This window comes from uncultured Bradyrhizobium sp. (assembly GCF_936943645.1).
Lineage (GTDB): Bacteria > Pseudomonadota > Alphaproteobacteria > Rhizobiales > Xanthobacteraceae > Bradyrhizobium.
This window is the reverse complement of sequence record NZ_CAKZJO010000039.1, coordinates 34,846-54,757: the sequence shown is the minus strand read 5'-3', so window position 1 is coordinate 54,757 and position 19,912 is coordinate 34,846. Positions and strand designations below refer to the sequence as shown.

20 protein-coding genes are annotated in these 19,912 nt (G+C 64.2%); 14 read left to right on the top strand and 6 right to left on the bottom strand.

Features of this window, described 5'->3' with window-relative positions; translation table 11 throughout:
- Window positions 1-50 precede the first annotated feature (50 nt).
- The gene (locus Q0743_RS04730) at window positions 51-746 is read right to left on the bottom strand and encodes a GntR family transcriptional regulator (RefSeq protein ID WP_164936202.1); all 696 of its coding nucleotides are present in this window, start codon (window positions 744-746) and stop codon (window positions 51-53) included.
- Window positions 747-1,096: 350 nt separating this feature from the next.
- Here Q0743_RS04730 and Q0743_RS04725 point away from each other — a divergent pair, with 350 nt between their 5' ends.
- The 6 genes from Q0743_RS04725 to Q0743_RS04700 all read left to right on the top strand — a co-directional run bounded on the left by Q0743_RS04725 (window position 1,097) and on the right by Q0743_RS04700 (window position 8,072).
- Window positions 1,097-3,226 carry an acetate--CoA ligase family protein gene (locus Q0743_RS04725; protein WP_298240425.1) on the top strand — a complete coding sequence of 710 codons (2,130 nt, stop codon included), beginning with the start codon at window positions 1,097-1,099 and terminating at the stop codon, window positions 3,224-3,226.
- 112 nt (window positions 3,227-3,338) lie between these two features.
- Window positions 3,339-4,181 (top strand): IclR family transcriptional regulator C-terminal domain-containing protein, encoded by an 843-nt coding sequence (locus Q0743_RS04720; protein WP_298240424.1) that lies wholly within the window; start codon window positions 3,339-3,341, stop codon window positions 4,179-4,181.
- A 105-nt stretch (window positions 4,182-4,286) separates the two neighbouring features.
- A complete protein-coding gene (locus Q0743_RS04715) occupies window positions 4,287-5,255 on the top strand; it encodes a tripartite tricarboxylate transporter substrate binding protein (RefSeq protein WP_298240423.1) in 969 nt (322 codons plus the stop codon).
- On the top strand, window positions 5,252-5,749 hold the full coding sequence (locus tag Q0743_RS04710; protein WP_298240422.1) for a tripartite tricarboxylate transporter TctB family protein: 498 nt from the start codon (window positions 5,252-5,254) through the stop codon (window positions 5,747-5,749). Before Q0743_RS04715 ends, Q0743_RS04710 begins: the two co-directional genes overlap by 4 nt.
- On the top strand, window positions 5,749-7,248 hold the full coding sequence (locus Q0743_RS04705; protein ID WP_298240421.1) for a tripartite tricarboxylate transporter permease: 1,500 nt from the start codon (window positions 5,749-5,751) through the stop codon (window positions 7,246-7,248). The genes Q0743_RS04710 and Q0743_RS04705 overlap by 1 nt, the downstream gene beginning before the upstream one ends.
- Window positions 7,249-7,301: 53 nt before the next feature.
- On the top strand, window positions 7,302-8,072 hold the full coding sequence (locus tag Q0743_RS04700) for an NYN domain-containing protein (protein ID WP_298240420.1): 771 nt from the start codon (window positions 7,302-7,304) through the stop codon (window positions 8,070-8,072).
- A gap of 50 nt (window positions 8,073-8,122) precedes the next feature.
- Here the strand turns inward: Q0743_RS04700 and Q0743_RS04695 are convergent, their stop codons facing one another.
- Window positions 8,123-9,319 carry a tetratricopeptide repeat protein gene (locus tag Q0743_RS04695; RefSeq protein ID WP_298240419.1) on the bottom strand — a complete coding sequence of 399 codons (1,197 nt, stop codon included), beginning with the start codon at window positions 9,317-9,319 and terminating at the stop codon, window positions 8,123-8,125.
- Between the two features lie 199 nt (window positions 9,320-9,518).
- On the opposite strand from Q0743_RS04695, the gene Q0743_RS04690 reads away from it, so the two are divergent.
- The 5 genes from Q0743_RS04690 to Q0743_RS04670 all read left to right on the top strand — a co-directional run bounded on the left by Q0743_RS04690 (window position 9,519) and on the right by Q0743_RS04670 (window position 15,460).
- Window positions 9,519-11,321, top strand: coding sequence for an adenine deaminase (locus tag Q0743_RS04690; protein ID WP_298240418.1), 1,803 nt, complete (start codon window positions 9,519-9,521; stop codon window positions 11,319-11,321).
- Window positions 11,322-11,473: 152 nt separating this feature from the next.
- Window positions 11,474-13,264, top strand: coding sequence for a glyoxylate carboligase (gene gcl / locus Q0743_RS04685; protein ID WP_298240417.1), 1,791 nt, complete (start codon window positions 11,474-11,476; stop codon window positions 13,262-13,264).
- A 12-nt stretch (window positions 13,265-13,276) separates the two neighbouring features.
- Window positions 13,277-14,062, top strand: coding sequence for a hydroxypyruvate isomerase (gene hyi / locus Q0743_RS04680; RefSeq protein ID WP_298240416.1), 786 nt, complete (start codon window positions 13,277-13,279; stop codon window positions 14,060-14,062).
- Between the two features lie 12 nt (window positions 14,063-14,074).
- A complete protein-coding gene (locus Q0743_RS04675; protein WP_298240415.1) occupies window positions 14,075-14,962 on the top strand; it encodes a 2-hydroxy-3-oxopropionate reductase in 888 nt (295 codons plus the stop codon).
- A 114-nt stretch (window positions 14,963-15,076) separates the two neighbouring features.
- Window positions 15,077-15,460: a DUF1236 domain-containing protein gene (locus tag Q0743_RS04670; RefSeq protein ID WP_100176620.1), complete on the top strand. Its 384-nt coding sequence runs from the start codon at window positions 15,077-15,079 to the stop codon at window positions 15,458-15,460.
- A 44-nt stretch (window positions 15,461-15,504) separates the two neighbouring features.
- Here Q0743_RS04670 and Q0743_RS04665 read toward each other — a convergent pair whose 3' ends face one another.
- The 3 genes from Q0743_RS04665 to Q0743_RS04655 form a co-directional block, all read right to left on the bottom strand.
- On the bottom strand, window positions 15,505-15,882 hold the full coding sequence (locus Q0743_RS04665; RefSeq protein ID WP_298240414.1) for a VanZ family protein: 378 nt from the start codon (window positions 15,880-15,882) through the stop codon (window positions 15,505-15,507).
- A gap of 77 nt (window positions 15,883-15,959) precedes the next feature.
- On the bottom strand, window positions 15,960-16,568 hold the full coding sequence (locus tag Q0743_RS04660; protein WP_298240413.1) for a thiamine pyrophosphate-dependent enzyme: 609 nt from the start codon (window positions 16,566-16,568) through the stop codon (window positions 15,960-15,962).
- Window positions 16,569-16,578: 10 nt separating this feature from the next.
- On the bottom strand, window positions 16,579-17,145 hold the full coding sequence (locus Q0743_RS04655; RefSeq protein ID WP_298240412.1) for a thiamine pyrophosphate-binding protein: 567 nt from the start codon (window positions 17,143-17,145) through the stop codon (window positions 16,579-16,581).
- Between the two features lie 245 nt (window positions 17,146-17,390).
- On the opposite strand from Q0743_RS04655, the gene Q0743_RS04650 reads away from it, so the two are divergent.
- From Q0743_RS04650 to Q0743_RS04640, 3 genes are all read left to right on the top strand, one after another.
- On the top strand, window positions 17,391-18,440 hold the full coding sequence (locus Q0743_RS04650) for a hydroxyacid dehydrogenase (protein WP_298240411.1): 1,050 nt from the start codon (window positions 17,391-17,393) through the stop codon (window positions 18,438-18,440).
- A gap of 112 nt (window positions 18,441-18,552) precedes the next feature.
- Window positions 18,553-19,002: a flagellar basal body rod C-terminal domain-containing protein gene (locus Q0743_RS04645; RefSeq protein WP_298240410.1), complete on the top strand. Its 450-nt coding sequence runs from the start codon at window positions 18,553-18,555 to the stop codon at window positions 19,000-19,002.
- A gap of 118 nt (window positions 19,003-19,120) precedes the next feature.
- Entirely contained in the window at window positions 19,121-19,333 is a 213-nt protein-coding gene (locus Q0743_RS04640; RefSeq protein WP_174718872.1) for a hypothetical protein, read from the top strand.
- A gap of 3 nt (window positions 19,334-19,336) precedes the next feature.
- Here Q0743_RS04640 and Q0743_RS04635 read toward each other — a convergent pair whose 3' ends face one another.
- Window positions 19,337-19,912 carry a GNAT family N-acetyltransferase gene (locus Q0743_RS04635; protein ID WP_298240409.1) on the bottom strand — a complete coding sequence of 192 codons (576 nt, stop codon included), beginning with the start codon at window positions 19,910-19,912 and terminating at the stop codon, window positions 19,337-19,339.

The window sequence follows — 19,912 nt, the reverse complement described above, 5'->3', positions numbered from 1 at the left end:
CCCTGGTCTCAAGTAGTGGGGCGAATTGTTCGCCCTTCTGGTGAACGTTGCTAAGTGAAGAGCTCCTGACCGTGCGCTTCGACGTAAGCGGCAAGGCCGAGAGTGTGGTCGCGGGCGCGCTTCTCGGCGAGCTCGGTGTCGCGGGCCTCCAGTGCTTCGATCATGCCGAGATGCTCGGGCAGGGAGGTCGCGGTGCGGTCCTTGCGTCCGATGGTCAGCTGGCGATAGCCGCGCACGTGGAGCAGGAGGTCGTTGGTGAGGTCGACCAGGACAGGCGATTCAGACAGCGAGATCAGCGCCTGGTGGAACGCGATGTTGGCCTTGGAGTATTCCTCGACGTGATCCTCGGGCAGGCGGTCCTTGCCGAAATCCTTGAAGAAGTCGCGCAGCGCCGTGATGTCCTTCTTGCGTGCAGTCGTGGTGATGAGGCGCGCGGCCATGCTCTCCAGCGCCGCCCAGGCGCGGATCATGTCGACGATCTCGCTCTTGGTCCGGCGCACCACCATGATGCCGCGGCGCGGAACCGTCTTCACGAAGCCGTCCTGCTCCAGCATCGCGATGGCTTCGCGGATCGGGGTGCGGCTGACGCCCAGGCGTTCGGACAACGCGCGCTCGTCCAGCATCACCGGCTCGGGCGTCGAGTAGATGTCCATCTTGAGGATGGCTTCCTTCAAGGCGTCATACGCCTTGTTCTTGAAGCTGCTCTCCGGGGCAATGCGAACGATTGCGATGTCTGCCTCGGCCATGTTCGGCAACGCCTTGGTTGGTTTCCGTAGTGACACGACGAATCTCCTCCAGTGGGAGTCGTCTTTTACAGGAATATTAACGGGAAAGTTTTTGGCATACCACATGCCAGAATGTCAAGGCGGCTATTTTTTGCGGCGTTCTAAGCAACGCGACAGCTTGACAAGTTGGCTTCTGGCATACCAAATGCCATCGCCAGCCATTTTTGATCCAAGGCGGCGGAGTAGTCTCGGGCTTTATGCCGCTCCGCTCCGCGACATGGAACAGAGCGCGGCGAATGGCAAGCATCACGGGCAGCCGCAACCACGCGCGCGCTTTGAAAAGAACGAACTGAGGTCAAGGGAGAAGCCACATGTCCAATTCCAAAGATGCCGTCCGCAAGGTGCTTGACCAGGTCAAGGCGGACAACCGCACCAGCCTGACGGCCCCGGAAGGCAAGCTGGTCTGCGACGCCTACGGCATTCCGGTGCCGAAGGAGGGCGTGGCCAAGTCGGCGGGCGAGGCCGGCAAGATGGCCTCCTCGATGGGCTTCCCGGTCGTGATGAAGATCGTCTCGCCGGACATTCTCCACAAGACCGAAGCCGGCGGCGTCATCGTCGGCCTCAAGAATGTTGAGGACGCCGAGAAGGCCTACGAGACCATTCTCTCCAACGCCAAGAAATACAAGGCCGATGCCAAGATCGAAGGCGTCCAGGTGCAGCAGATGCTGGCCGGCGGCACCGAGGTCATCGTCGGCTCGATCACCGACGGCTCGTTCGGCAAGCTGGTCGCCTTCGGCCTCGGCGGCGTGCTGGTCGAGGTGCTCAAGGACATCACCTTCCGCCTCGCGCCCGCGACCAAGGAAGACGCGCTCTCGATGCTCGACGGCATCCAGGCGCATGAGATCCTGAAGGGCGTGCGCGGCGGCGAGCCGGTGAACCGCACCGCTCTGGCCGAAATCATCGTCAAGGTCTCGCAGCTCGTCACCGATTTCCCTGAAATCGTCGAACTCGACCTCAATCCGGTGTTCGCGACGGCGAAGGGGGCCACTGCCGCCGACGTCCGCATCGTCGTCGACTTCGCCTATGTGCCGAAGCCCAAGCCGCGCCCGACCGAAGAGATCGTCGCGGCCATGAATCGCATCATGCAGCCGAAGGCGGTCGCCGTGGTCGGCGCCTCCGCCGAGGACGGCAAGATCGGCAACTCCGTGATGAAGAACCTCATCAACGGCGGTTACAAGGGCGACATCTACCCGATCCATCCCAAGGCCGCCGAGATCCTCGGCTACAAGGCCTACAAGAGTGTCAAGGACGTGCCCGGCGTGATCGACACGGCCGTGTTCGCGATCCCCGCCAAGTTCGTCGCTGCGGCACTCACCGAGTGCGGCGAGAAGAAAATCCCCGGTGCGGTGCTGATCCCGTCGGGCTTCGCGGAAGCCGGTGCGCCGGAGCTGCAGGCCGAGATCGTCGAGGTCGGCAAGAAGTACGACATCCGCCTGATGGGGCCGAACATCTACGGCTTCTATTATACGCCCGCCAATCTCTGCGCGACCTTCTGCACGGCCTATGACGTCAAGGGCCACGCGGCGCTGTCGTCGCAGTCGGGCGGTATCGGCATGGCCATCATCGGCTTCTCGCGCTCGGCGAAAATGGGCGTGTCCGCCATTGTCGGCCTCGGCAACAAGTCCGACATCGACGAGGACGATCTGCTCGCCTTCTTCGAGCAGGACCCGAACACCAACCTGATCGCGCAGCACTGCGAGGATCTCAAGGACGGCCGCGCCTTCGCGGAAGCCGCCAAGCGCGTTTCCAAGAAGAAGCCGGTCGTCGTGCTCAAGGCCGGCCGCACCTCGGCCGGCGCCAAGGCGGCGTCCTCGCACACCGGCGCGCTCGCCGGTAACGACAAGATCTACGAAGACGTGCTGGCGCAGTCGGGCGTGATCCGCGCCCGCAGCCTGCGGCAGCTGCTCGAATTCGCCCGTGGCGTGCCGGTGCTGCCGACGCCGAAGGGCGAGAACGTGCTGATCATCACCGGTGCCGGCGGCTCGGGCGTGCTGCTGTCGGATAGCTGCGTCGACAACGGCCTGTCGCTGATGTCGATGCCGCCGGATCTCGATGCGGCCTTCCGCAAGTTCATCCCGCCGTTCGGCGCGGCCGGAAATCCTGTGGATATCACCGGCGGCGAGCCGCCGATCACCTACGTCAACACGGTGAAGCTCGGCCTTTCGGACGAGCGCATCCATTCGCTGATCCTCGGCTACTGGCACACCATCGTCACGCCGCCGATGGTGTTCGCCCGCAACATGGTCGAGGTGAAGAAGGAGATGGAGGCCAAGGGCTTCGTGAAGCCGATCGTCGCCTCGCTCGCCGGCGACGTCGAGGTCGAGGAAGCCGCCGAATATCTCTACCAGAACGGCATCCCGGCCTATGCGTACTCGACCGAGCTGCCGGTCGAGGTGCTCGGCGCCAAGTACAAGTGGGCGCGCGGGGCCGGGCTGCTCTGAGCTGTCAACAAAAAATGTCGCTCCGGTGAAGGCCGGGGCGACATTTCCCACGATGCGGGAAAGTTTCACGGCACGAGCGTCAATCGTCTGACTGGCTGATATGCAGGTCGCGATGAGGAAAAACGTGATCCGCCGCAGGACCGTCGAGCCGAGATCCACGGCCGACCATGAGCCTGAGACACGCGACGGCGGCGTGCAGTCCGTTGATCGTGCGCTGTCGATCCTGGAAACGCTGGCTGAGGACGACGCAGGCTACCGCCTGAGCGATCTGGCGATCCGCACAGGGTTGTCCACCTCGACCGTGCATCGCCTGCTCGCAACGCTGGAAAGCCGTCGCTTCGTTCGGTTCGACGGCGCCGAATCCAAATGGCATGTCGGCTCGCGCGCCTTCACCGTGGGCGCGAGCTTTGCCCGGCGGCGTAATTTCTCCACGCAAGCGATCCCCTACCTCCGCAAGCTGCGCGATCTCACCCGCGAGACGGCCAACCTCGCCGTGGTCGACGACGAATTCATCATCGTGCTGACCCGCATGGAAAGCCGCGAGATCATGCGCTCGCTGACCCAGGTCGGCGGCCGTGTCGCCATGGTGACGTCGGGCGTCGGCAAGGCGGTGCTCGCGACCTATTCCGACGAGGACGTCGGCGCTGTCATCCGCCATCACGGCATGCCCCGCCTGACCGAGAAGTCGATCGTACGGCCGAGCGACCTGTTCAGGGAACTCGAAAAGATCCGCAAGCAGGGCTTTGCGCTCGACGACGAGGAGGCCTGCATGGGCCTGCGCTGTATTGCGGCGGTGGTCTACAACGACTGCGCCGAGCCGCTCGCGGCGATTTCCGTCTCCGGCATGACCAGCCGGTTGACCGATCAGAGGTTGCCGGAAATCGGGCAAATCGTCCGGGATGTCGCCGCCGAACTGACGGCTGCCCTCGGCGGTGTGCTCCCGACACCCCGCTGAGCCAAAACCCCTGGGCGATGGCTGGACAGCGTCGGCCGTTTTGGTTGATATGCGACCAAACGACACAATGCGGCAAACGTCCGCATGATCCAGGAGAGCGTCCTTATGTTCCATTTTTCCGCGCGCCTTGCCGGCGCAGCTGTTGCGCTGACCCTTGCGGCAGCGACGCCATCCTTGGCCCAGCAGCTCGAGCTCAAGGTGATGGCGCCGGCGGCTCCCGGCGGCGGCTGGGACCAGACAGCGCGCTCGATGCAGCAGGCGCTGGTGGCCTCCGGTGTCGCGCGCAGCGTACAGGTCACCAACGTCCCCGGTGCGGGCGGCAGTGTCGGCATCGCGCAATTCGTCAACGGTGCCAAGGGCGACGGCAACCAGCTGATGGTCAACGGCTTTGTCATGGTCGGCGCGCTCGCCATGAACAAGTCGCCGGTGACGCTCGAGCAGGTGACGCCGATCGCGCGCCTGACCGAGGAAATCCAGGTGATCGTGGTGCCCGCGAATTCGCCGATCAAGACCGCGCAGGATCTCGCCGCTGCGGTCAAGGCCGATATCGCCAAGGTGACCTTCGCCGGCGGCTCGGCCGGCGGTGTCGACCATGTGATGGCGGCGTTGTTTGCCGGCGCCGTCGGCGCCGACGCCAAGAAGATCAACTACATCCCGTTCTCCGGCGGCGGCGAGTCGCTCGCCGCGATCCTTGGTGGCAAGGTCACCGCGGGCATTTCGGGCCTCAGCGAATATGAAGGCCAGATCAAGTCCGGCAAGCTGCGCGCGATCGGCGTGACCTCCGAGAAGCGCATCCCTGGCAGTGATATCCCGACCTTCAGGGAGCAGGGCATAGACCTCGTGATCGCCAACTGGCGTTCGGTGGTGGCGCCTCCCGGCATCACGCCCGAGCAGAAGAAGACCCTGAGCGATGCGGTCGAGAAGATGGTGAAGTCGGACGCCTGGAAGGAGATTCTCAAGCAGAAAGGCTGGGAGGACGCCTATCTCGGCGGCGATGCCTTCGCCGACTTCCTGAAGAAGGAAACGGTCCGCGTCACCGACGTGTTGAAGTCGGTCGGCCTCGTCAAGTCATGACCCGAGATCGCGCGTCTGGCGATCCGGCTCAGCCGCCGCGGCGCGTCGATCGCGCCGGCATCGTCATCGCAGCGTTGCTCGCAGCTGTCGCCGCGGTGCTGGTCTTCGACGCGCGCGGCCTGCAGTCGACCGCGATGTACGGCATGGGGCCGGAGGCGATGCCGGTCGTGGTCGCAATTGGCCTTGCGCTGCTCGCGATCGGCAACTTCGTTGATGCGTTGCGCGGCAATCTGCCGGCGCGCGAGAGCACCGATCCGGTCCCGGTGGTCCTGATCCTCGTCGGCCTCGCGCTGCTGATCGCCATCGTCGGCTTTGGCGGCGGCTTCATCCTGGCGACCTCGGCGCTGTTCGTGACGACGTCGGCGGCGTTTGGACGCCGCGCTATCCTGATGGATTCGATCATCGCCCTCGTGATGTCGATTTTGATCTATCTCGCGTTCGACCGGTTATTGACGCTGAGCCTTCCGACCGGCCCGCTGGAGCGATTGCTGTGATGGATACCTTTGCGGCGCTGGCGCACGGCATGGCCGTCGCCATTCAGCCGATGAACCTGCTCTACGCGATGATCGGCGTGTTCCTCGGCACCGCCGTCGGCGTGCTGCCCGGCATCGGCCCCGCACTGACCGTCGCGCTGCTGCTGCCCGTCACCTACAAGCTCGACCCCGGCGGCTCGCTGATCATGTTCGCGGGCATCTATTACGGCGGCATGTATGGCGGCTCGACCACGGCGATCCTGATCAACACGCCCGGCGAGAGCGCCTCGATGGCGACCGCGCTGGAAGGCAACAAGATGGCCAAGGCCGGCCGCGGCGGGCCGGCACTCGCGACCTCGGCGATCGGCTCCTTCGTCGCCGGCACCATCGCCACGATCGGGCTTGCCTTCCTCGCGCCATGGCTGGTCGATTTTGCCGTGCGGTTTGGCCCCGAGGATTACTTCGCGCTGATGTGCGTAGCCTTCGTCACGGTGTCTGCCACCTTCGGCGATTCCCCCATTCGCGGTCTCACCAGCCTCTTCATCGGCCTGACGCTCGGCCTCGTCGGCATCGACAAGCTGACGGGGCAGGCGCGGCTTGCGTTCGGCGTCCCGGAGCTGCTCGACGGCGTCGAGGTGACGACGCTGGCGGTCGGTCTGTTCGCGGTGGGTGAAGCGCTCTATGTCGCGTCGCGCCGCCACCACACAGAGGAAAAGCTCGAGCCGGTGCGCGGCTCGCTGTGGATGACGAAGGAGGACTGGAAGCGCTCATGGAAGCCGTGGCTGCGCGGCACCATGTTCGGCTTCCCGATCGGTGCGCTGCCGGCAGGCGGCGCGGAAATCCCGACCTTCCTGTCCTATTCGACCGAGAAGCGGCTGACGAAGCATCCCGAAGAATTCGGCAAGGGCGCGATCGAAGGCGTCGCCGGGCCCGAGGCCGCCAACAACGCCTCCGCTGCCGGCACGCTGGTGCCGCTGCTGACGTTGGGCCTGCCGACCTCGGCGACGGCCGCGATGATGCTGGCGGGCTTCCAGCAATACGGCCTCAACCCGGGGCCGCTGCTGTTCGCCGAGCGACCGGACCTGGTGTGGGGCCTGATCGCCAGCCTGTTCATCGCCAACTGCATGCTGCTGGTGCTCAACCTGCCGCTGGTCGGCCTGTGGGTGCGGCTGCTCGCGATCCCGCAGCCCTGGCTCTATGCCGGCATCCTCGTGTTCGCGACCATGGGCACCATCGCGGCAAAGCCGTCGGTGGTGGAATTGTCGATGCTATCAGGCTTCGGCGTGCTCGGCTTCCTGATGCGCCGGTTCGATTTTCCGATCGCACCCGTCGTGGTCGGCCTGATCCTCGGCCCGATCGCCGAGAGCCAGCTGCGTCGCGCGCTCGCGATCAGCCTCGGCGATCCCATGACGCTGCTGCAGAGCCCGATCTCGGCGACGCTGCTTGCCATCGCACTGATCGCGCTGCTGGCGCCTTTCGTGCTGAAGGGGCTCGGCCGGTTCAAGGCGAACGAGGATTAGTCGTTCCGACGCACGCATCTTTCGATGCTGCGTCCATCTTGTGGGGACATGCCATGCCGTCGGAAGTTCGCTCGCCCCGTCTCGCTGTCCTGATCGATGCTGACAATGCCTCGGCAAAGATCGCGGACGGACTGTTCGAGGAGATTGCCAAGATCGGCGAGGCCAGCGTTCGCCGCATCTACGGCGATTTCTCCAATGCGCGATCCAAGGCCTGGGCGGATATCCTTTCGAAGCACGCCATCATTCCGCAGCAGCAGTTCGCCTATACGACCGGGAAGAATGCATCAGACATCACGCTTGTCATCGACGCGATGGACCTGCTTCACAGCGGGCGGTTCGATGGCTTCTGCCTGGTGTCGTCCGACAGCGACTTTACCCGGCTGGCCGCCCGCATCCGGGAGCAGGGCATTGATGTCTTTGGCTTCGGCGAGCAGAAGACACCGGAGAGTTTTCGGCAGGCCTGTCGTAGATTCGTCTATACCGAGAATCTGCGCGGCGGTACCGCGAACAACCAAGATTCCGCTTCCAAGCAGCAGCCGCTCCAGCCGCCCGATGCGGCCACCCCCATGATCAAGACCGCCATCGCCCAGATGGAGAGCGAAGACGGCTGGGTCGATCTCGGCGAAATGGGAAAACGACTGATCGCGCTGGCCCCCGATTTCGATTCCAGGACCTTCGGCTCCCGCAAGCTGAGCGACCTCGTGCGGAAGACGAATGCCTTCGAAATTGAGGAGCAACCGAAAGGCGGATCGGTGCGGATTCGGGTCAAGGCTGCTGCCGAACCGCCGCGGAGACGGCGGAACTCGCGCGAAGGACGGGTTTAGGGACTGCAATGATACCGTTCCCGGCCGCCCCGGCATTCATGAGGTCTGTGTCAGTTGAGTCCATATCGCGCCATGTAATCTGACACGTTTGGTCTAATGGCTTGTGCCGCTGCAAGATCGGCTTCACTGCCAGGGATGTCGCCCTTGCGGCGCCTGGCGATCGCACGCCCGTACAGCGAGACGGCAAGTCGCGGGTCAATGCGGAGTGCAGCGTCATAGTCGGCAAGGGAATCGTCGAGTGCTCCCTTCAAAAGCGAAGAAAGGGCGCGGCTATCGAGAATTAAGGCATCGCGAGGCCGTATCTGCAAGGCGTCATTGCAATCGGCGAGGGCGTCGTCAAAGGCGCCCGCGATCGAACGGACGATGCAGCGGCCGTTCAGCGCCCGGGCATTCCGGGGCTCGAGTTTCAGCGCCTGGCCGAGGTCCTGAATGGCGCGATCGTAGTCTCGTTTTCCTCGATAAGAGGAAGCCCGACGTATGAAGACGAAGGCATTTCCGGGGGACGGATCGAGTTCAATGGCCCTATCGTAGTCGGCCAGGGCAAGATCGCGCCGACCCTTCAGCTCGTAGGCAAGAGCCCTTGCATTGAAGCCGGCCGGACACAAGGGATCTAATCTGATCGACTGGTCGATATCTTCGATCGCCCGGTCATACTCTTGCATATCCAAGAAGGCCGAACCCCGAAGTAGGTAGCCGCGAGCATTGCCGGGATAGAGCTTGATAGCTTCGCCGAAGTCCACGATGGCACGGCCAAATTCGCTCATGTTCGTGTAGAGCGCCCCCCGCTCGAGAAAGGCAACGGATGAACTGGCATCGAGGCTGATGGCGTGATCGAGGTCTTCCCTGGCTTCGCTTAACTGGTGGTTCGCTGCACGGGCAGCACCCCGCTCCGCATAGAACCGCGGGTTTTCCGGATCGAGCTTGATAGCTTGGTCAATCTGTTCGATGGCTCGGTCGTAGTCACCTGTGAACTTGAAGCGCGTCGCAGCCAAGATGAAGGTGTAGCCCTTCTTGCTTTCGGGCGACGTCTTTCGAATTGCTCCCAGCGCCGCGCTCGGCGGAACACGACAGGCCGAAAGGATCTTGGCTGAGGGGGAATCTTCCGCTCGGGCGAGCTCTCCATTAACGCTGAAGGTGATGAGCTGTGTCGTCAGGCTGAATGCCGCTGCCAACGCCAAACTGGGCAGAGAATTTGTTCCGAAAATAGAAGAAACATCATCACCAGAGTGTTCTTGCTGCAGCTTCATGTACTTGCTTCAGTATTTGGCAGAACTTCGTTTGTCGATTCCGCAAATACAATGATAGCATGCAGTACGTCTATCCATCAACTTTGAGAGCAGGGAGGCCTCTTGCCCAATGCGCAAGCAGGCGTACTATTTAATTTGCTCTTGCCCCGCATGAAGAGCGGCGCGAGCATTGCCAAGCTCACAGCTTGCGAGGGTCCTGATGACCAAGCTGACCCGTTTTGCCGTCGCCCCGCTGCACAGCATGACCCGGCGTCTGGCCGACGTCGCCTCGGCGCGGATTGCGCCGGGTCTCGTCATCACTGGTGCGCGGCTGCTCTCGACCTATTCGGAGCGCATCCATCCGGGACGCGAGGTCTGGATCACAGGCGGCCGGATCGCGGCGGTGAAACCCGCTGGTGCGGCGAAGAAGGCGTGGAGTGACGTTCCGCTCTATGACGCCGCCGGCGGCATCATCGCGCCGGGCCTCGTCGACCCGCACATCCACATCGAATCTTCGATGGTGACGGCCTGCGCCTATGCCGAGGCCGCGCTGCTGAACGGCACCACCACGATCTTCTGCGACAGCCACGAGATCGGCAACGTCATGGACGTCGCCGGCGTCGAGGCGATGCTGGAGGACGCGCGCGAGGCGCCGCTGTCGATCTTCCTGACGGTGCCGAGCACGGTGCCGGCCACGTCGGCGGAGCTGGAGACCGCCGGCGGCGATCTCACGCCCGACAAGATCGCCGGATTGTTCGACCGCTGGCCTGAAGCGGTCGCGCTCGGCGAGAAGATGGATTTCGTCCCGGTGACCATGGGCGACGAGCGTAGCCATGCGATCCTCGCCGCAGCGCTGAAGCGCGGGCGGCCGGTGTCGGGTCACGTCTACGGCCGCGAATTCGTTGCGGCCTATGCGGCGAGCGGTGTGACCGACACCCACGAGGCAATTGACCGTGACATCGCCGACGATCTGCTCGACGCCGGTGTCTGGGTTTTCCTGCGCGGCGGACCGCCAACGACGCCCTGGCATTCGCTGCCGCAGGCGATCCGGACGGTCACCGAGCTCGGCGCCTCGCACAAGCGCACCGCGGTCTGCACCGATGACCGCGATGCCGACGATCTCATGATGTTCGGTCTCGACTGGGTGGTGCGCGAAGCCGTGAAGGCGGGGATGTCGCCGGAGCAGGCCTGGTCGATGGGCTCGCTCCATGGCGCCACGCGCTTCGGCATGGATGGCGATATTGGTGGCCTCGGCGGTGGCCGCCGTGCCGATCTCGTGCTGATGGACGACAATCTCGATCCGCAATGCACCTGGTATGGCGGCGAGCTCGTGGTCGAGCACGGCAAGATCACGCCGCGTCTCGATCAGGCGCTGTCGCAGCGCTATCAATATCCGAAGGCGGCCTACGCCACGGTGAAGCTGCCGGAGAAGGTCAAGCTGACGCCGGAGCTGCCGGCGAAGGCGTGTACCGTCAACGCGATCAAGACTGCGCTGCCGGGCATCACGCTGATCCATGAGAAGGTTAAGATCGAGCCCGCGAAGGACTGGCCGTCGCTGTTCGCAGGCTACGGCCTCTGCTTCGTCACGGTGGTCGAGCGCCACGGCAAGTCGGCCGGCAACGTCGCCCATGGCCTCTTGAAGGACTTTGGCCTGAAGCGCGGCGCGGTCGCCTCCAGCGTCGGCCATGACAGTCACAACATCATCGTCGCCGGCATCAACGAGGCCGACATGCAGGTCGCGATCGCGGCGATCAGGGAGCAGCAGGGTGGCGTCTGCGTCGTCGCCGACGGCAAGGTGAGGGCGCTGGTTCCGCTGCCGATCGCGGGGCTCCTGTCCGACAAGCGCGTCATTGATGTGGCCGAAGAGGTCAAGGCGCTGAAGAAGGAATGGGCCGAGGCCGGCTGCACCATTCCCTACATGGGCTTCAATTTGATTCCCCTATCGGTCATTCCGGAAATTCGCATCACCGACAAGGGCCTGGTGCTGGTGCCGCAGATGGCGCTGGCGCCGCTGTTCGAGTGAACTGCTTTCACGGATATCTCGATCTAACCGATTGAGACCACCGCGCTTTTTCTGCGGCTGCCGCATCGTGGAAAATAAAATCGATTTCGTTGAGATCGCATCTCTCGCGCCTGATGATCTCGCTCGCTGACGTGAAACAAGCGAGGTCCGATATGGCGAAGATGCGAGCCGTCGATGCTGCCGTCCGAATTCTGGAGAAGGAAGGCATCTCAACCGCCTTCGGAGTTCCCGGGGCCGCGATCAATCCGCTCTACTCGGCGCTGAAGAAGCGCGGCTCGATCCGCCACATTCTGGCGCGGCATGTCGAGGGCGCCTCGCACATGGCCGAGGGCTATACGCGGGCCAAGGCCGGCAATATCGGCGTCTGCATCGGAACCTCGGGGCCGGCGGGCACCGACATGATCACCGGGCTCTATTCGGCGATCGCCGATTCCATTCCGATCCTCTGCATCACCGGGCAGGCGCCGCGGGCGCGGCTCTACAAGGAGGACTTCCAGGCCGTCGACATCGAGTCGATCGCAAAGCCCGTGACCAAATGGGCGGTGACCGTACGCGAGCCGGCGCTGGTGCCGCGCGTGTTCAGCCAGGCGTTTCATGTGATGCGCTCAGGGAGGCCGGGGCCTGTGCTGATCGACATGCCGCTCGACGTGCAGCTCGCCGAAATCGAGTTCGACGACGAGACCTATGAGCCGCTCCCGGTCTACAAGCCGACCGCGACCCGCAAGCAGGTCGAGAAGGCGCTGGAGATGCTCAACGCCGCCGAGCGGCCGCTGATCGTCGCCGGTGGCGGCATCATCAATGCCGATGCCTCGAACCTGCTGGTGGAATTCGCCGAGATCGCCAACGTGCCCGTCGTGCCGACGCTGATGGGCTGGGGCGCGATCCCCGACGATCACGTGCTGATGGCCGGCATGGTCGGCCTGCAGACCAGCCATCGCTATGGCAACGCCACGATGCTCGAATCCGACTTCGTGCTCGGCATCGGCAACCGCTGGGCCAACCGCCACACCGGCTCGGTCGAGACCTACACCAAGGGCCGAAAATTCGTTCACGTCGACATCGAGCCGACCCAGATCGGGCGTGTGTTCAATCCCGATCTCGGCATCGTCTCGGATGCCAAGGCTGCGCTCGAACTGTTCGTCACCGTCGCCAGGGAGTGGCGGCGGTCAGGCAAGCTCCGCGAGCGCCAGGCGTGGCCCGCGGCTTGCCGCGACCGCAAGAAGACGATGCTGCGCAAGAGCCATTTCGACAACGTCCCGATCAAGCCGCAGCGCGTCTATGAAGAGATGAACAAGGCGTTCGGCCGCGACACAACCTATGTCACGGTGATCGGTCTGTCGCAGATTGCTGGTGCGCAATTCCTCGGCGTCTATCGCCCACGCAACTGGATCAATGCCGGGCAGGCGGGGCCGCTCGGCTGGACGCTGCCCGCTGCGCTTGGCGTACGTGCGGCGTGTCCGGAGCGCGAGATCGTCGCGCTCTCCGGCGACTACGACTTCCAGTTTCTGATCGAGGAGCTCGCGGTCGGGGCGCAGTTCAATCTGCCCTACATCCACGTCGTCGTGAACAATTCCTATCTCGGCCTGATCCGCCAGGCCCAGCGCGGTTTCGACATGGATTACCATGTCCAGCTTTCGTTCGAGAACATCAACTCCCCGGAGATCGGTGCCTACGGCGTCGACCATGTTGCGGTGGCAGAAGGCCTCGGCTGCAAGGCGATCCGCGTCACCGACCCCAAGGACACGCAGGCTGCATTCGCGACCGCGCGCGAGTTGATGGCGAAGCATCGCGTGCCTGTCGTCGTCGAGTTCATCCTCGAACGCGTCACCAACATCGCGATGGGCACCGAGATCGACAACATCGTCGAGTTCGAGGAGGTGCTGGATCTGCCGCTCGACGAGGTCGGGACCGTCAGGCCCGCCGTGCTGCAGCCGGCCGAGTAGGGGAGAGCATCCATGCCGAAATTCGCCGCCAACCTCACCATGCTCTTCAACGAGATGCCGTTCATCGATCGCTTCGCTGCGGCGAAGGCGGCCGGCTTCTCGGGAGTCGAATATCTCTTTCCCTATGATTTCGACAAGGCGCAGCTGCGCGAGCAGCTCGAGGCGCACGGGCTGACACAGGTGCTGCATAATCTTCCCGCAGGCAATTGGGCCGGCGGCGAGCGCGGCATCGCGATCCTGCCCGATCGCGCCGCCGAATTCCGCGACGGCGTGTTTGGCGCCATCGACTATGCCAAGGCGCTCGACTGCGAGCAGCTCAACTGCCTCGTCGGCATCGCGCCCAACGATGCCGATCCGCGCGAGCTTCAGGAGACGCTGGTCGGAAACCTGCGTTTTGCGGCCTCGACCCTGGCGCGGGAGAACATCAAGCTGCTGGTCGAGCCGATTAATACGCTCGACATTCCCGGCTTCTTCCTCAACGGCACCGAGCAGGCGATCCAGCTCATCTCCGAAGTGCGGTCGAACAACCTGTTCGTCCAGTACGATATCTACCACATGCAGATCATGGAGGGCGATCTCGCCCGCACCATGCAGGAATATCTGCCTGAGATCGCCCACATCCAGCTCGCCGACAATCCCGGCCGTCATGAGCCCGGCACCGGCGAGATCAATTATCCCTTCCTGTTCCGCCATCTCGACGCGATCGGCTATCGCGGCTGGATCGGCTGCGAATACAAGCCGCGCACCACGACCCTGGAAGGCCTTTCCTGGCATGCGGCACAGACTTTCGAGACGTGAGGAAACGCAGACATGATCGACATCGGCTTCATCGGACTTGGCACCATGGGACGGCCGATGGCCGGCCACCTCCTGGCCGCGGGCCATCGCGTGCTCCTGCATGACGTTGCGCCTGTTGCGCCCGAGCTGATCGCGGCGGGCGGCATTGCCTGCAAATCGGCCAAGGAGGTCGCGGAGCAGGCGGACGCCGTCATCATCATGGTGCCTGACACCCCGCATGTGGAGGCCGTGCTGTTCGGCAAGGACGGCGTTGCCAGCGGCATCTCCAAAGGCAAGATAGTGGTCGACATGAGCTCGATCTCGCCGCTGGCGACGAAGGAGTTCGCCAAGAAGATCGAGGCGCTGGGGGCTGATTATCTCGATGCGCCGGTGTCGGGCGGCGAGGTCGGGGCGAGGGCTGCGAGCCTCACCATCATGGTCGGCGGCCCCGAGCGGGCCTTCGGCACCATGAAGCCGGTGTTCGACAAGATGGGCAAGAACGTCACCCATGTCGGTGCCAACGGTGACGGTCAGACCACGAAGGTCGCCAACCAGATCATCGTCGCGCTGACCATCGAGGCAGTGAGTGAGGCACTGCTGTTTGCATCCAAGGCCGGCGCTGATCCTGCGCTGGTGCGCAAGGCGCTGATGGGCGGCTTTGCCTCCTCGCGGATCCTCGAGGTGCATGGCGAGCGGATGGTGAAGCGTAATTTCGATCCGGGCTTCCGCATCGAGCTGCACCAGAAGGATCTCAATCTTGCGCTGGACGGCGCGCGTGCGCTCGGCCTGTCGCTCCCGAGCACGGCGGTGGCGCAGCAATTGTTCTCGTCCTGCACCGCGCATGGCGGCAAGGCCTGGGATCACTCCGCGATGGTGCGGGCGCTGGAACTGATGGCAGGCCACGAGATCGCCGCTAGCTGAACTGTTACGCGGTAACAGTCTCCAGTCTTGCTGCATCCTTCGGCACGCGGGAACCGGAACAATGATCCGGGCCCGCGGTTGAAGGCGCAGGACAATCACTGGAGACAAAACAATATGAAAACCCGTCTTGCGATTTCGTTGGCTGCTGCGTCGCTGCTGGCGTCGAGTGCAGCCTTTGCCCAGTCGACGACCGAACAGGGCGCCAGGGACGGCGCGCGCGCGGGTGGCGACATCGGCGGCCCGATCGGCGCGATGGTCGGCGGCACCGTCGGTGCGGCCGTTGGCGCGGGTCTCGAAATACCGAATGCAGTGCTGGGCGGAATTCCTCGCAGCGATTCCGTCGTGGTGGAGGAGCGCGTTGTGGTCGGTGAGCCGCTGCCGCCGACCGTGGTGCTGCGTCCCGTGCCGAATTACACCGAGTATCGCTATGCAGTCGTGAATGATCGCCGCGTGATCGTGGAGCCGCGGACGCGCCGCGTCGTCAAGATCATCGACTGATCGGCAGCATTGCTAAGTGTTGAGAAGATGGGCCCTGCGGAGCGTCACTCCGCGGGGCCTTCGCTCGTTACGGCGGGTCCAGCGCGAAAGCGCGAGAACAGCCAATCCGCTCCGGCCGCGAGCGCAAAGCCGGTGCAGGCGGTGAGCGCGTCGACCAGAAAATCCTCCAGCCGGGCGTGGCGACCCGGTGCCCAAAATTGCATCAGCTCGAGCACACCGATCAGGACCACGGCGGCCGCTGCGATCAGCACGCGCCGATGCCGATAGGCCAGGCCGAAGGCCAGGCCCACCAGGATGAATGCGAGTGCATGCTCGCCGTCCTGACCGAGGTCGGAATGAGGCCGAAGGCCGGGGGGACCGAGGGTGGCGAAAGTCACGGCAGCCGCAAGCAGCCAGGCAATGGATCGAACCAAAATGGACATCCGTTGCGCTTAGCACGGATCGGCGGCGGACCGGTACCGTCCTTCCATCAGATCGGCGTGTAGTTAATGACGAAACGTTAAAGTGGCTCGCGCACGCCGAGCCCGTGCATGAAGCGCTCCCGGATCTGGACGGGGTCCCGCCGCGTGGTGCCGACGCCGGGCTTGTCGTCGATGCGGACAGCGATGAGGTGTGGCTCGGCGGCAGACATGGCCACGTCGACCAACCGTTCGAAATCCTCCTCGTCCGCGGCCCAGGCGCTGTTGGCAAGGCCGGAGCCTGCGGCGATGGCGACGATGTCGGCGACGCTGGCCGCGGGTGTCGGCTGGGCTCCGGTAATCTGGTAGATGCCGTTGTCCATCACGATCATGATCAGGTTCTTCGGCTTCAAGGTCGCGATGGTCGAGAGCGCGCCGAGCTGCATCAGCAGCGAGCCGTCGCCTTCGAGCGCGAAGACGCGGCGGTCGGGTTGCGCCAGCGCCACGCCGAGGGCGATCGGGAAAGCGAGCCCCATGCTGCCGAGCATGTAGAAATTCTGCGGACGGTGGCCGGCGGCCCAGAGGTCGAAATTGGTGTTGCCGATGCCGCCGATCACGGCTTCCTCGTGCTTGAGCTTGCCGATCAGGCGCGAGGTCACGTCGAAACGGTTCATCACCTTGGTGTTGCGATTGTCCATGTTCGAGCTCATTTGGCGCGCCTCACTTGTCGAACGTCTTGCCGCCGGTGAGCAGCGGGTTGAGGATCAGGGCCACGGGCGCCTGGGTCGTGACAGCCTGCTTGATCGAGCGGTCGGCGATGAATTCGAGCTCGTCGAGCCGGGTGATGGTGTGGTGTTCCAGCGCCAGCGAGTCCAGCACCGGGCGCATGGTACGGCAGACCAGCGACTGGCCGTAGTTGAACTCGCCGAGCGTGCCGCGCTCGGAGACGAACATGATCAGCGGAATCTGGTAGGGCACCGCGAGCGAGGCCAGCACGTTGGCCAGCGTGGCAAAGCCCGATGTCTGCATCAGCACCGCGCCGCGCCGTCCGCCCATCCAGGCGCCCGAGACGATGCCGACCGCCTCCTCTTCGCGGGCGGTGGCGAAGGTCGTGAAGAAGGGATCGGCATGCAGGTTCTTGATCAACGGGGTCAGCACGCGGTCGGGCACGTAGGGGACGAGGCTGATCTCGTTCCGCTTCAAGGTCTGCAGCACGATGCCGTGCCAGCTCCCGTCACTGGACCCTTGTGCCACCTGAGGCGAAGTCTGCCGTTGCGCAACCGCCATTGCGTTCTCCCTTGCGCCGCGCATGCTTCTTCTTCGGCCGTCGCGGCTGTCGGCCGAACTTGACGGAGCGGGCGGGATTGTCAACATGTCCGGGCCGGCACCGTGATCTGCGCCAGAGGGCCTGCCGTGGCCGGCACCGCTATGTCATAAGCGGCAATAATAATGAGAGAGCGGGAGGGACGCATGAACGGGGCGCGGTATGCGCTGGCCTTGCGGGTCTCCTCGAGAGAGCCGGAAGGGTCCTGATGTCCGTCAACAGCAAGCGCGTCTTCTACGTCAAATACCTGGCCAATCCGATCTATGTCGACATACTGAAGGCGCGGCCCGACGTTCGGCTCGATCGCATCGAGAACGAGAGCCCCGAAGATTTCTACGCGCCGATCCTGAGCGCGGCCCATGTCTACCAGATCGGTGCCGCCCGCGACGAGCTCGCGCCGCATTTCCATGTCGATGCCGCCCTGCTGAAGCGGACGCCGAACCTGCTGCTGGTCTCCAGCAACGGCGCGGGCTTCGACCCCGTCGATGTCGAGGCCTGCACGAACGCGGGGGTGCTGGTCGTCAACCAGTCCGGCGGCAACGCCCATTCCGTCGCCGAGCACGCACTGGCGATGATGCTGACGCTGTCCAAGCGCATCATCCAGTCTGATCGTCGCCTGCGCCGGGAAGCCAACGTCAATCGCAATGACCTCGTCGGCAACGAGGTCGAGCACAAGACCGTCGGCATCATCGGCCTCGGCAATGTCGGCCGCCGCATTGCCGCCCTGTGCAAGGGTCTGCTCGGCATGAAGGTGCTGGCCTATGACCCCCATCTGTCGGCCGAGGTGATGGCCGAGCGGGGCGGCGAGAAGGTCGAGCTCGACGAGCTCTTGCGCCGCGCCGATTTCGTCTCGATCTCCTGTCCGCTCGACAAGGGCAGCCGCAACATGATCAGCACGCGCGAGTTCGCGCTGATGCAGCCGCATGCCTACTTCATCACCACGGCGCGCGGCTTCATCCACGACGAGGATGCGCTGCTCCAGGCGCTGCGCGACAAGCGCATCGCCGGTGCCGGCCTCGACGTCTGGTCCAAGGAGCCGCCGCCACCGGAGCATCCGCTGCTCCAGTTCGACAATGTGCTGGCAAGCCCGCACACCGCCGGCGTCACGATCGAGGCACGCCAGAACATGGGCCGTATCGCCGCCGAGCAGGTGCTGGATACGCTCGACGGCAGGCGCCCGCCGCGTATCATCAATCCCGAGGTCTGGCCGGCTTATGCGGAGCGCTTCAAGCAGGCCTTCGGGGTGATGCCGGGGTAGTCGCGCCAGGGATCGGCGCGCGCCGGGTGGTTACCACGGCGGAAAGGCAACGCGCCGCATCTTACGCTTCGGATAAGTGAACGCGTATCACTTGTTCTGTAGTTGAAAGTCCATGAGCATATTCTCGATTGCGTCATCAGGACTTTCCGCGGCTAGTTTGCGTGCGAACGTTGCCGCGAGCAACATCGCCAACGTTCAAACGACCGGCCCGCTGCCGACGTCGGACGGATCGAGCCAGGCGACCTCTGCCGGCAGCTCGTGCATCGCTCCGACGTTTCCCGCGGCTTACGTGCCGTTGCGCGTCGATCAGGTCTCCCAATCGAGCGGCTCGACGCCCGGCGGCACGAGCGCGACCGTGTCGACGGTTTCGCCGAGCTATACCGTACAGTCCGACCCGAGCGCTCCCTTCGCGAACCAGGATGGCCTGGTCGCAGCGCCCAATGTTGATATCGCCAACGAATTCGCTCAACTGGCGGCTGCAAAGTACAGCTTCATTGCCAATGCGAAGGTCATTCAGGCCTATTCCGAGACGGAAAAGTCGCTGCTCGACATTACCACGTGAGGTCGGACTGCTGCCTGAATGGGCAGCGGGAACCTCGCCGACCTTGATCCGCGTCAAAATCTCCATCCCCCAAGAGCGTAAATGGGATTAGAGTGCTGCCGGGGCAGCAGGAGGTCCCATGTCCACTTATGTCGTCAGGTTCATGAAGGACGTGCTCGGGGAGTACGGCCGGCAGAGCGAGGTCTGTCAGGGCACGCTCGAGATCGACGCCGCCGACGAGGACGAGGCCAGGGAGCGGGCGAAGGCGCGGTTTTGCAAGGACCAGGCGTTATGTCACTGGTCGCTGCATGCCGATCGGATCCACGTCAGGCCGGCTGACTTTCCCTCGTAAGGCTTACCGGCCGGGTGCCGTTGCCGGCGGCGGAGCGGTGACGCCCGCGCCGAGCGAGCGCTGCACCATGACGGTGTCGGACCAGCGGCCGTGGCGATAGGCGACGCCGCAGAGCAGTCCAGTGCGCGCGAAGCCGAACTTCTCGTGCAGCGCCAGCGAGGGTGCGTTGTCCGCATCGATATAGCCGATCATCTGGCGGAAGCCGGCCGCCGCGCAGGCGTCGATCAATTCCTGCAGCAGAAGCCGTCCAACCCCGCGGCCGAGATGGGCATGATGGACGTAGATCGAGTGCTTGGCCGTGTAGCGATAGGCCGGTCGCTTGCGGAACAGCACGGCGTAGGCATAGCCGACCACCTCGCCGCGAAAGGTCGCGACCAGATGCGGCAGCCGGGTCTGCCTCAGGTTCTTGCGCCGGTCGCGCAAATCGTCCGGCTCGGGCGCGCCGGTTCCCTCGACATCGCGCGGCACGCCATTGCGGACGTGATGGCGGTAGATCGCCAGCATCGCCTCGACGTCACTCTCGCGTGACGGCCTGACCAGGACGGGCTCGTCGCTCTCGCGCACGGCTGTTTCGTTCAT

Bases quoted from the DNA above. Each gene is read 5' to 3' on its own strand.
- Q0743_RS04730 (WP_164936202.1), bottom strand. From the start codon at position 746: ATGGCCGAGGCAGACATCGCAATCGTTCGCATTGCCCCGGAGAGCAGC.
- Q0743_RS04725 (WP_298240425.1), top strand. From the start codon at position 1,097: ATGTCCAATTCCAAAGATGCCGTCCGCAAGGTGCTTGACCAGGTCAAG.
- Q0743_RS04720 (WP_298240424.1), top strand. From the start codon at position 3,339: ATGAGGAAAAACGTGATCCGCCGCAGGACCGTCGAGCCGAGATCCACG.
- Q0743_RS04715 (WP_298240423.1), top strand. From the start codon at position 4,287: ATGTTCCATTTTTCCGCGCGCCTTGCCGGCGCAGCTGTTGCGCTGACC.
- Q0743_RS04710 (WP_298240422.1), top strand. From the start codon at position 5,252: ATGACCCGAGATCGCGCGTCTGGCGATCCGGCTCAGCCGCCGCGGCGC.
- Q0743_RS04705 (WP_298240421.1), top strand. From the start codon at position 5,749: ATGGATACCTTTGCGGCGCTGGCGCACGGCATGGCCGTCGCCATTCAG.
- Q0743_RS04700 (WP_298240420.1), top strand. From the start codon at position 7,302: ATGCCGTCGGAAGTTCGCTCGCCCCGTCTCGCTGTCCTGATCGATGCT.
- Q0743_RS04695 (WP_298240419.1), bottom strand. From the start codon at position 9,319: ATGAAGCTGCAGCAAGAACACTCTGGTGATGATGTTTCTTCTATTTTC.
- Q0743_RS04690 (WP_298240418.1), top strand. From the start codon at position 9,519: ATGACCAAGCTGACCCGTTTTGCCGTCGCCCCGCTGCACAGCATGACC.
- gcl (WP_298240417.1), top strand. From the start codon at position 11,474: ATGGCGAAGATGCGAGCCGTCGATGCTGCCGTCCGAATTCTGGAGAAG.
- hyi (WP_298240416.1), top strand. From the start codon at position 13,277: ATGCCGAAATTCGCCGCCAACCTCACCATGCTCTTCAACGAGATGCCG.
- Q0743_RS04675 (WP_298240415.1), top strand. From the start codon at position 14,075: ATGATCGACATCGGCTTCATCGGACTTGGCACCATGGGACGGCCGATG.
- Q0743_RS04670 (WP_100176620.1), top strand. From the start codon at position 15,077: ATGAAAACCCGTCTTGCGATTTCGTTGGCTGCTGCGTCGCTGCTGGCG.
- Q0743_RS04665 (WP_298240414.1), bottom strand. From the start codon at position 15,882: ATGTCCATTTTGGTTCGATCCATTGCCTGGCTGCTTGCGGCTGCCGTG.
- Q0743_RS04660 (WP_298240413.1), bottom strand. From the start codon at position 16,568: ATGAGCTCGAACATGGACAATCGCAACACCAAGGTGATGAACCGTTTC.
- Q0743_RS04655 (WP_298240412.1), bottom strand. From the start codon at position 17,145: ATGGCGGTTGCGCAACGGCAGACTTCGCCTCAGGTGGCACAAGGGTCC.
- Q0743_RS04650 (WP_298240411.1), top strand. From the start codon at position 17,391: ATGTCCGTCAACAGCAAGCGCGTCTTCTACGTCAAATACCTGGCCAAT.
- Q0743_RS04645 (WP_298240410.1), top strand. From the start codon at position 18,553: ATGAGCATATTCTCGATTGCGTCATCAGGACTTTCCGCGGCTAGTTTG.
- Q0743_RS04640 (WP_174718872.1), top strand. From the start codon at position 19,121: ATGTCCACTTATGTCGTCAGGTTCATGAAGGACGTGCTCGGGGAGTAC.
- Q0743_RS04635 (WP_298240409.1), bottom strand. From the start codon at position 19,912: ATGAACGAAACAGCCGTGCGCGAGAGCGACGAGCCCGTCCTGGTCAGG.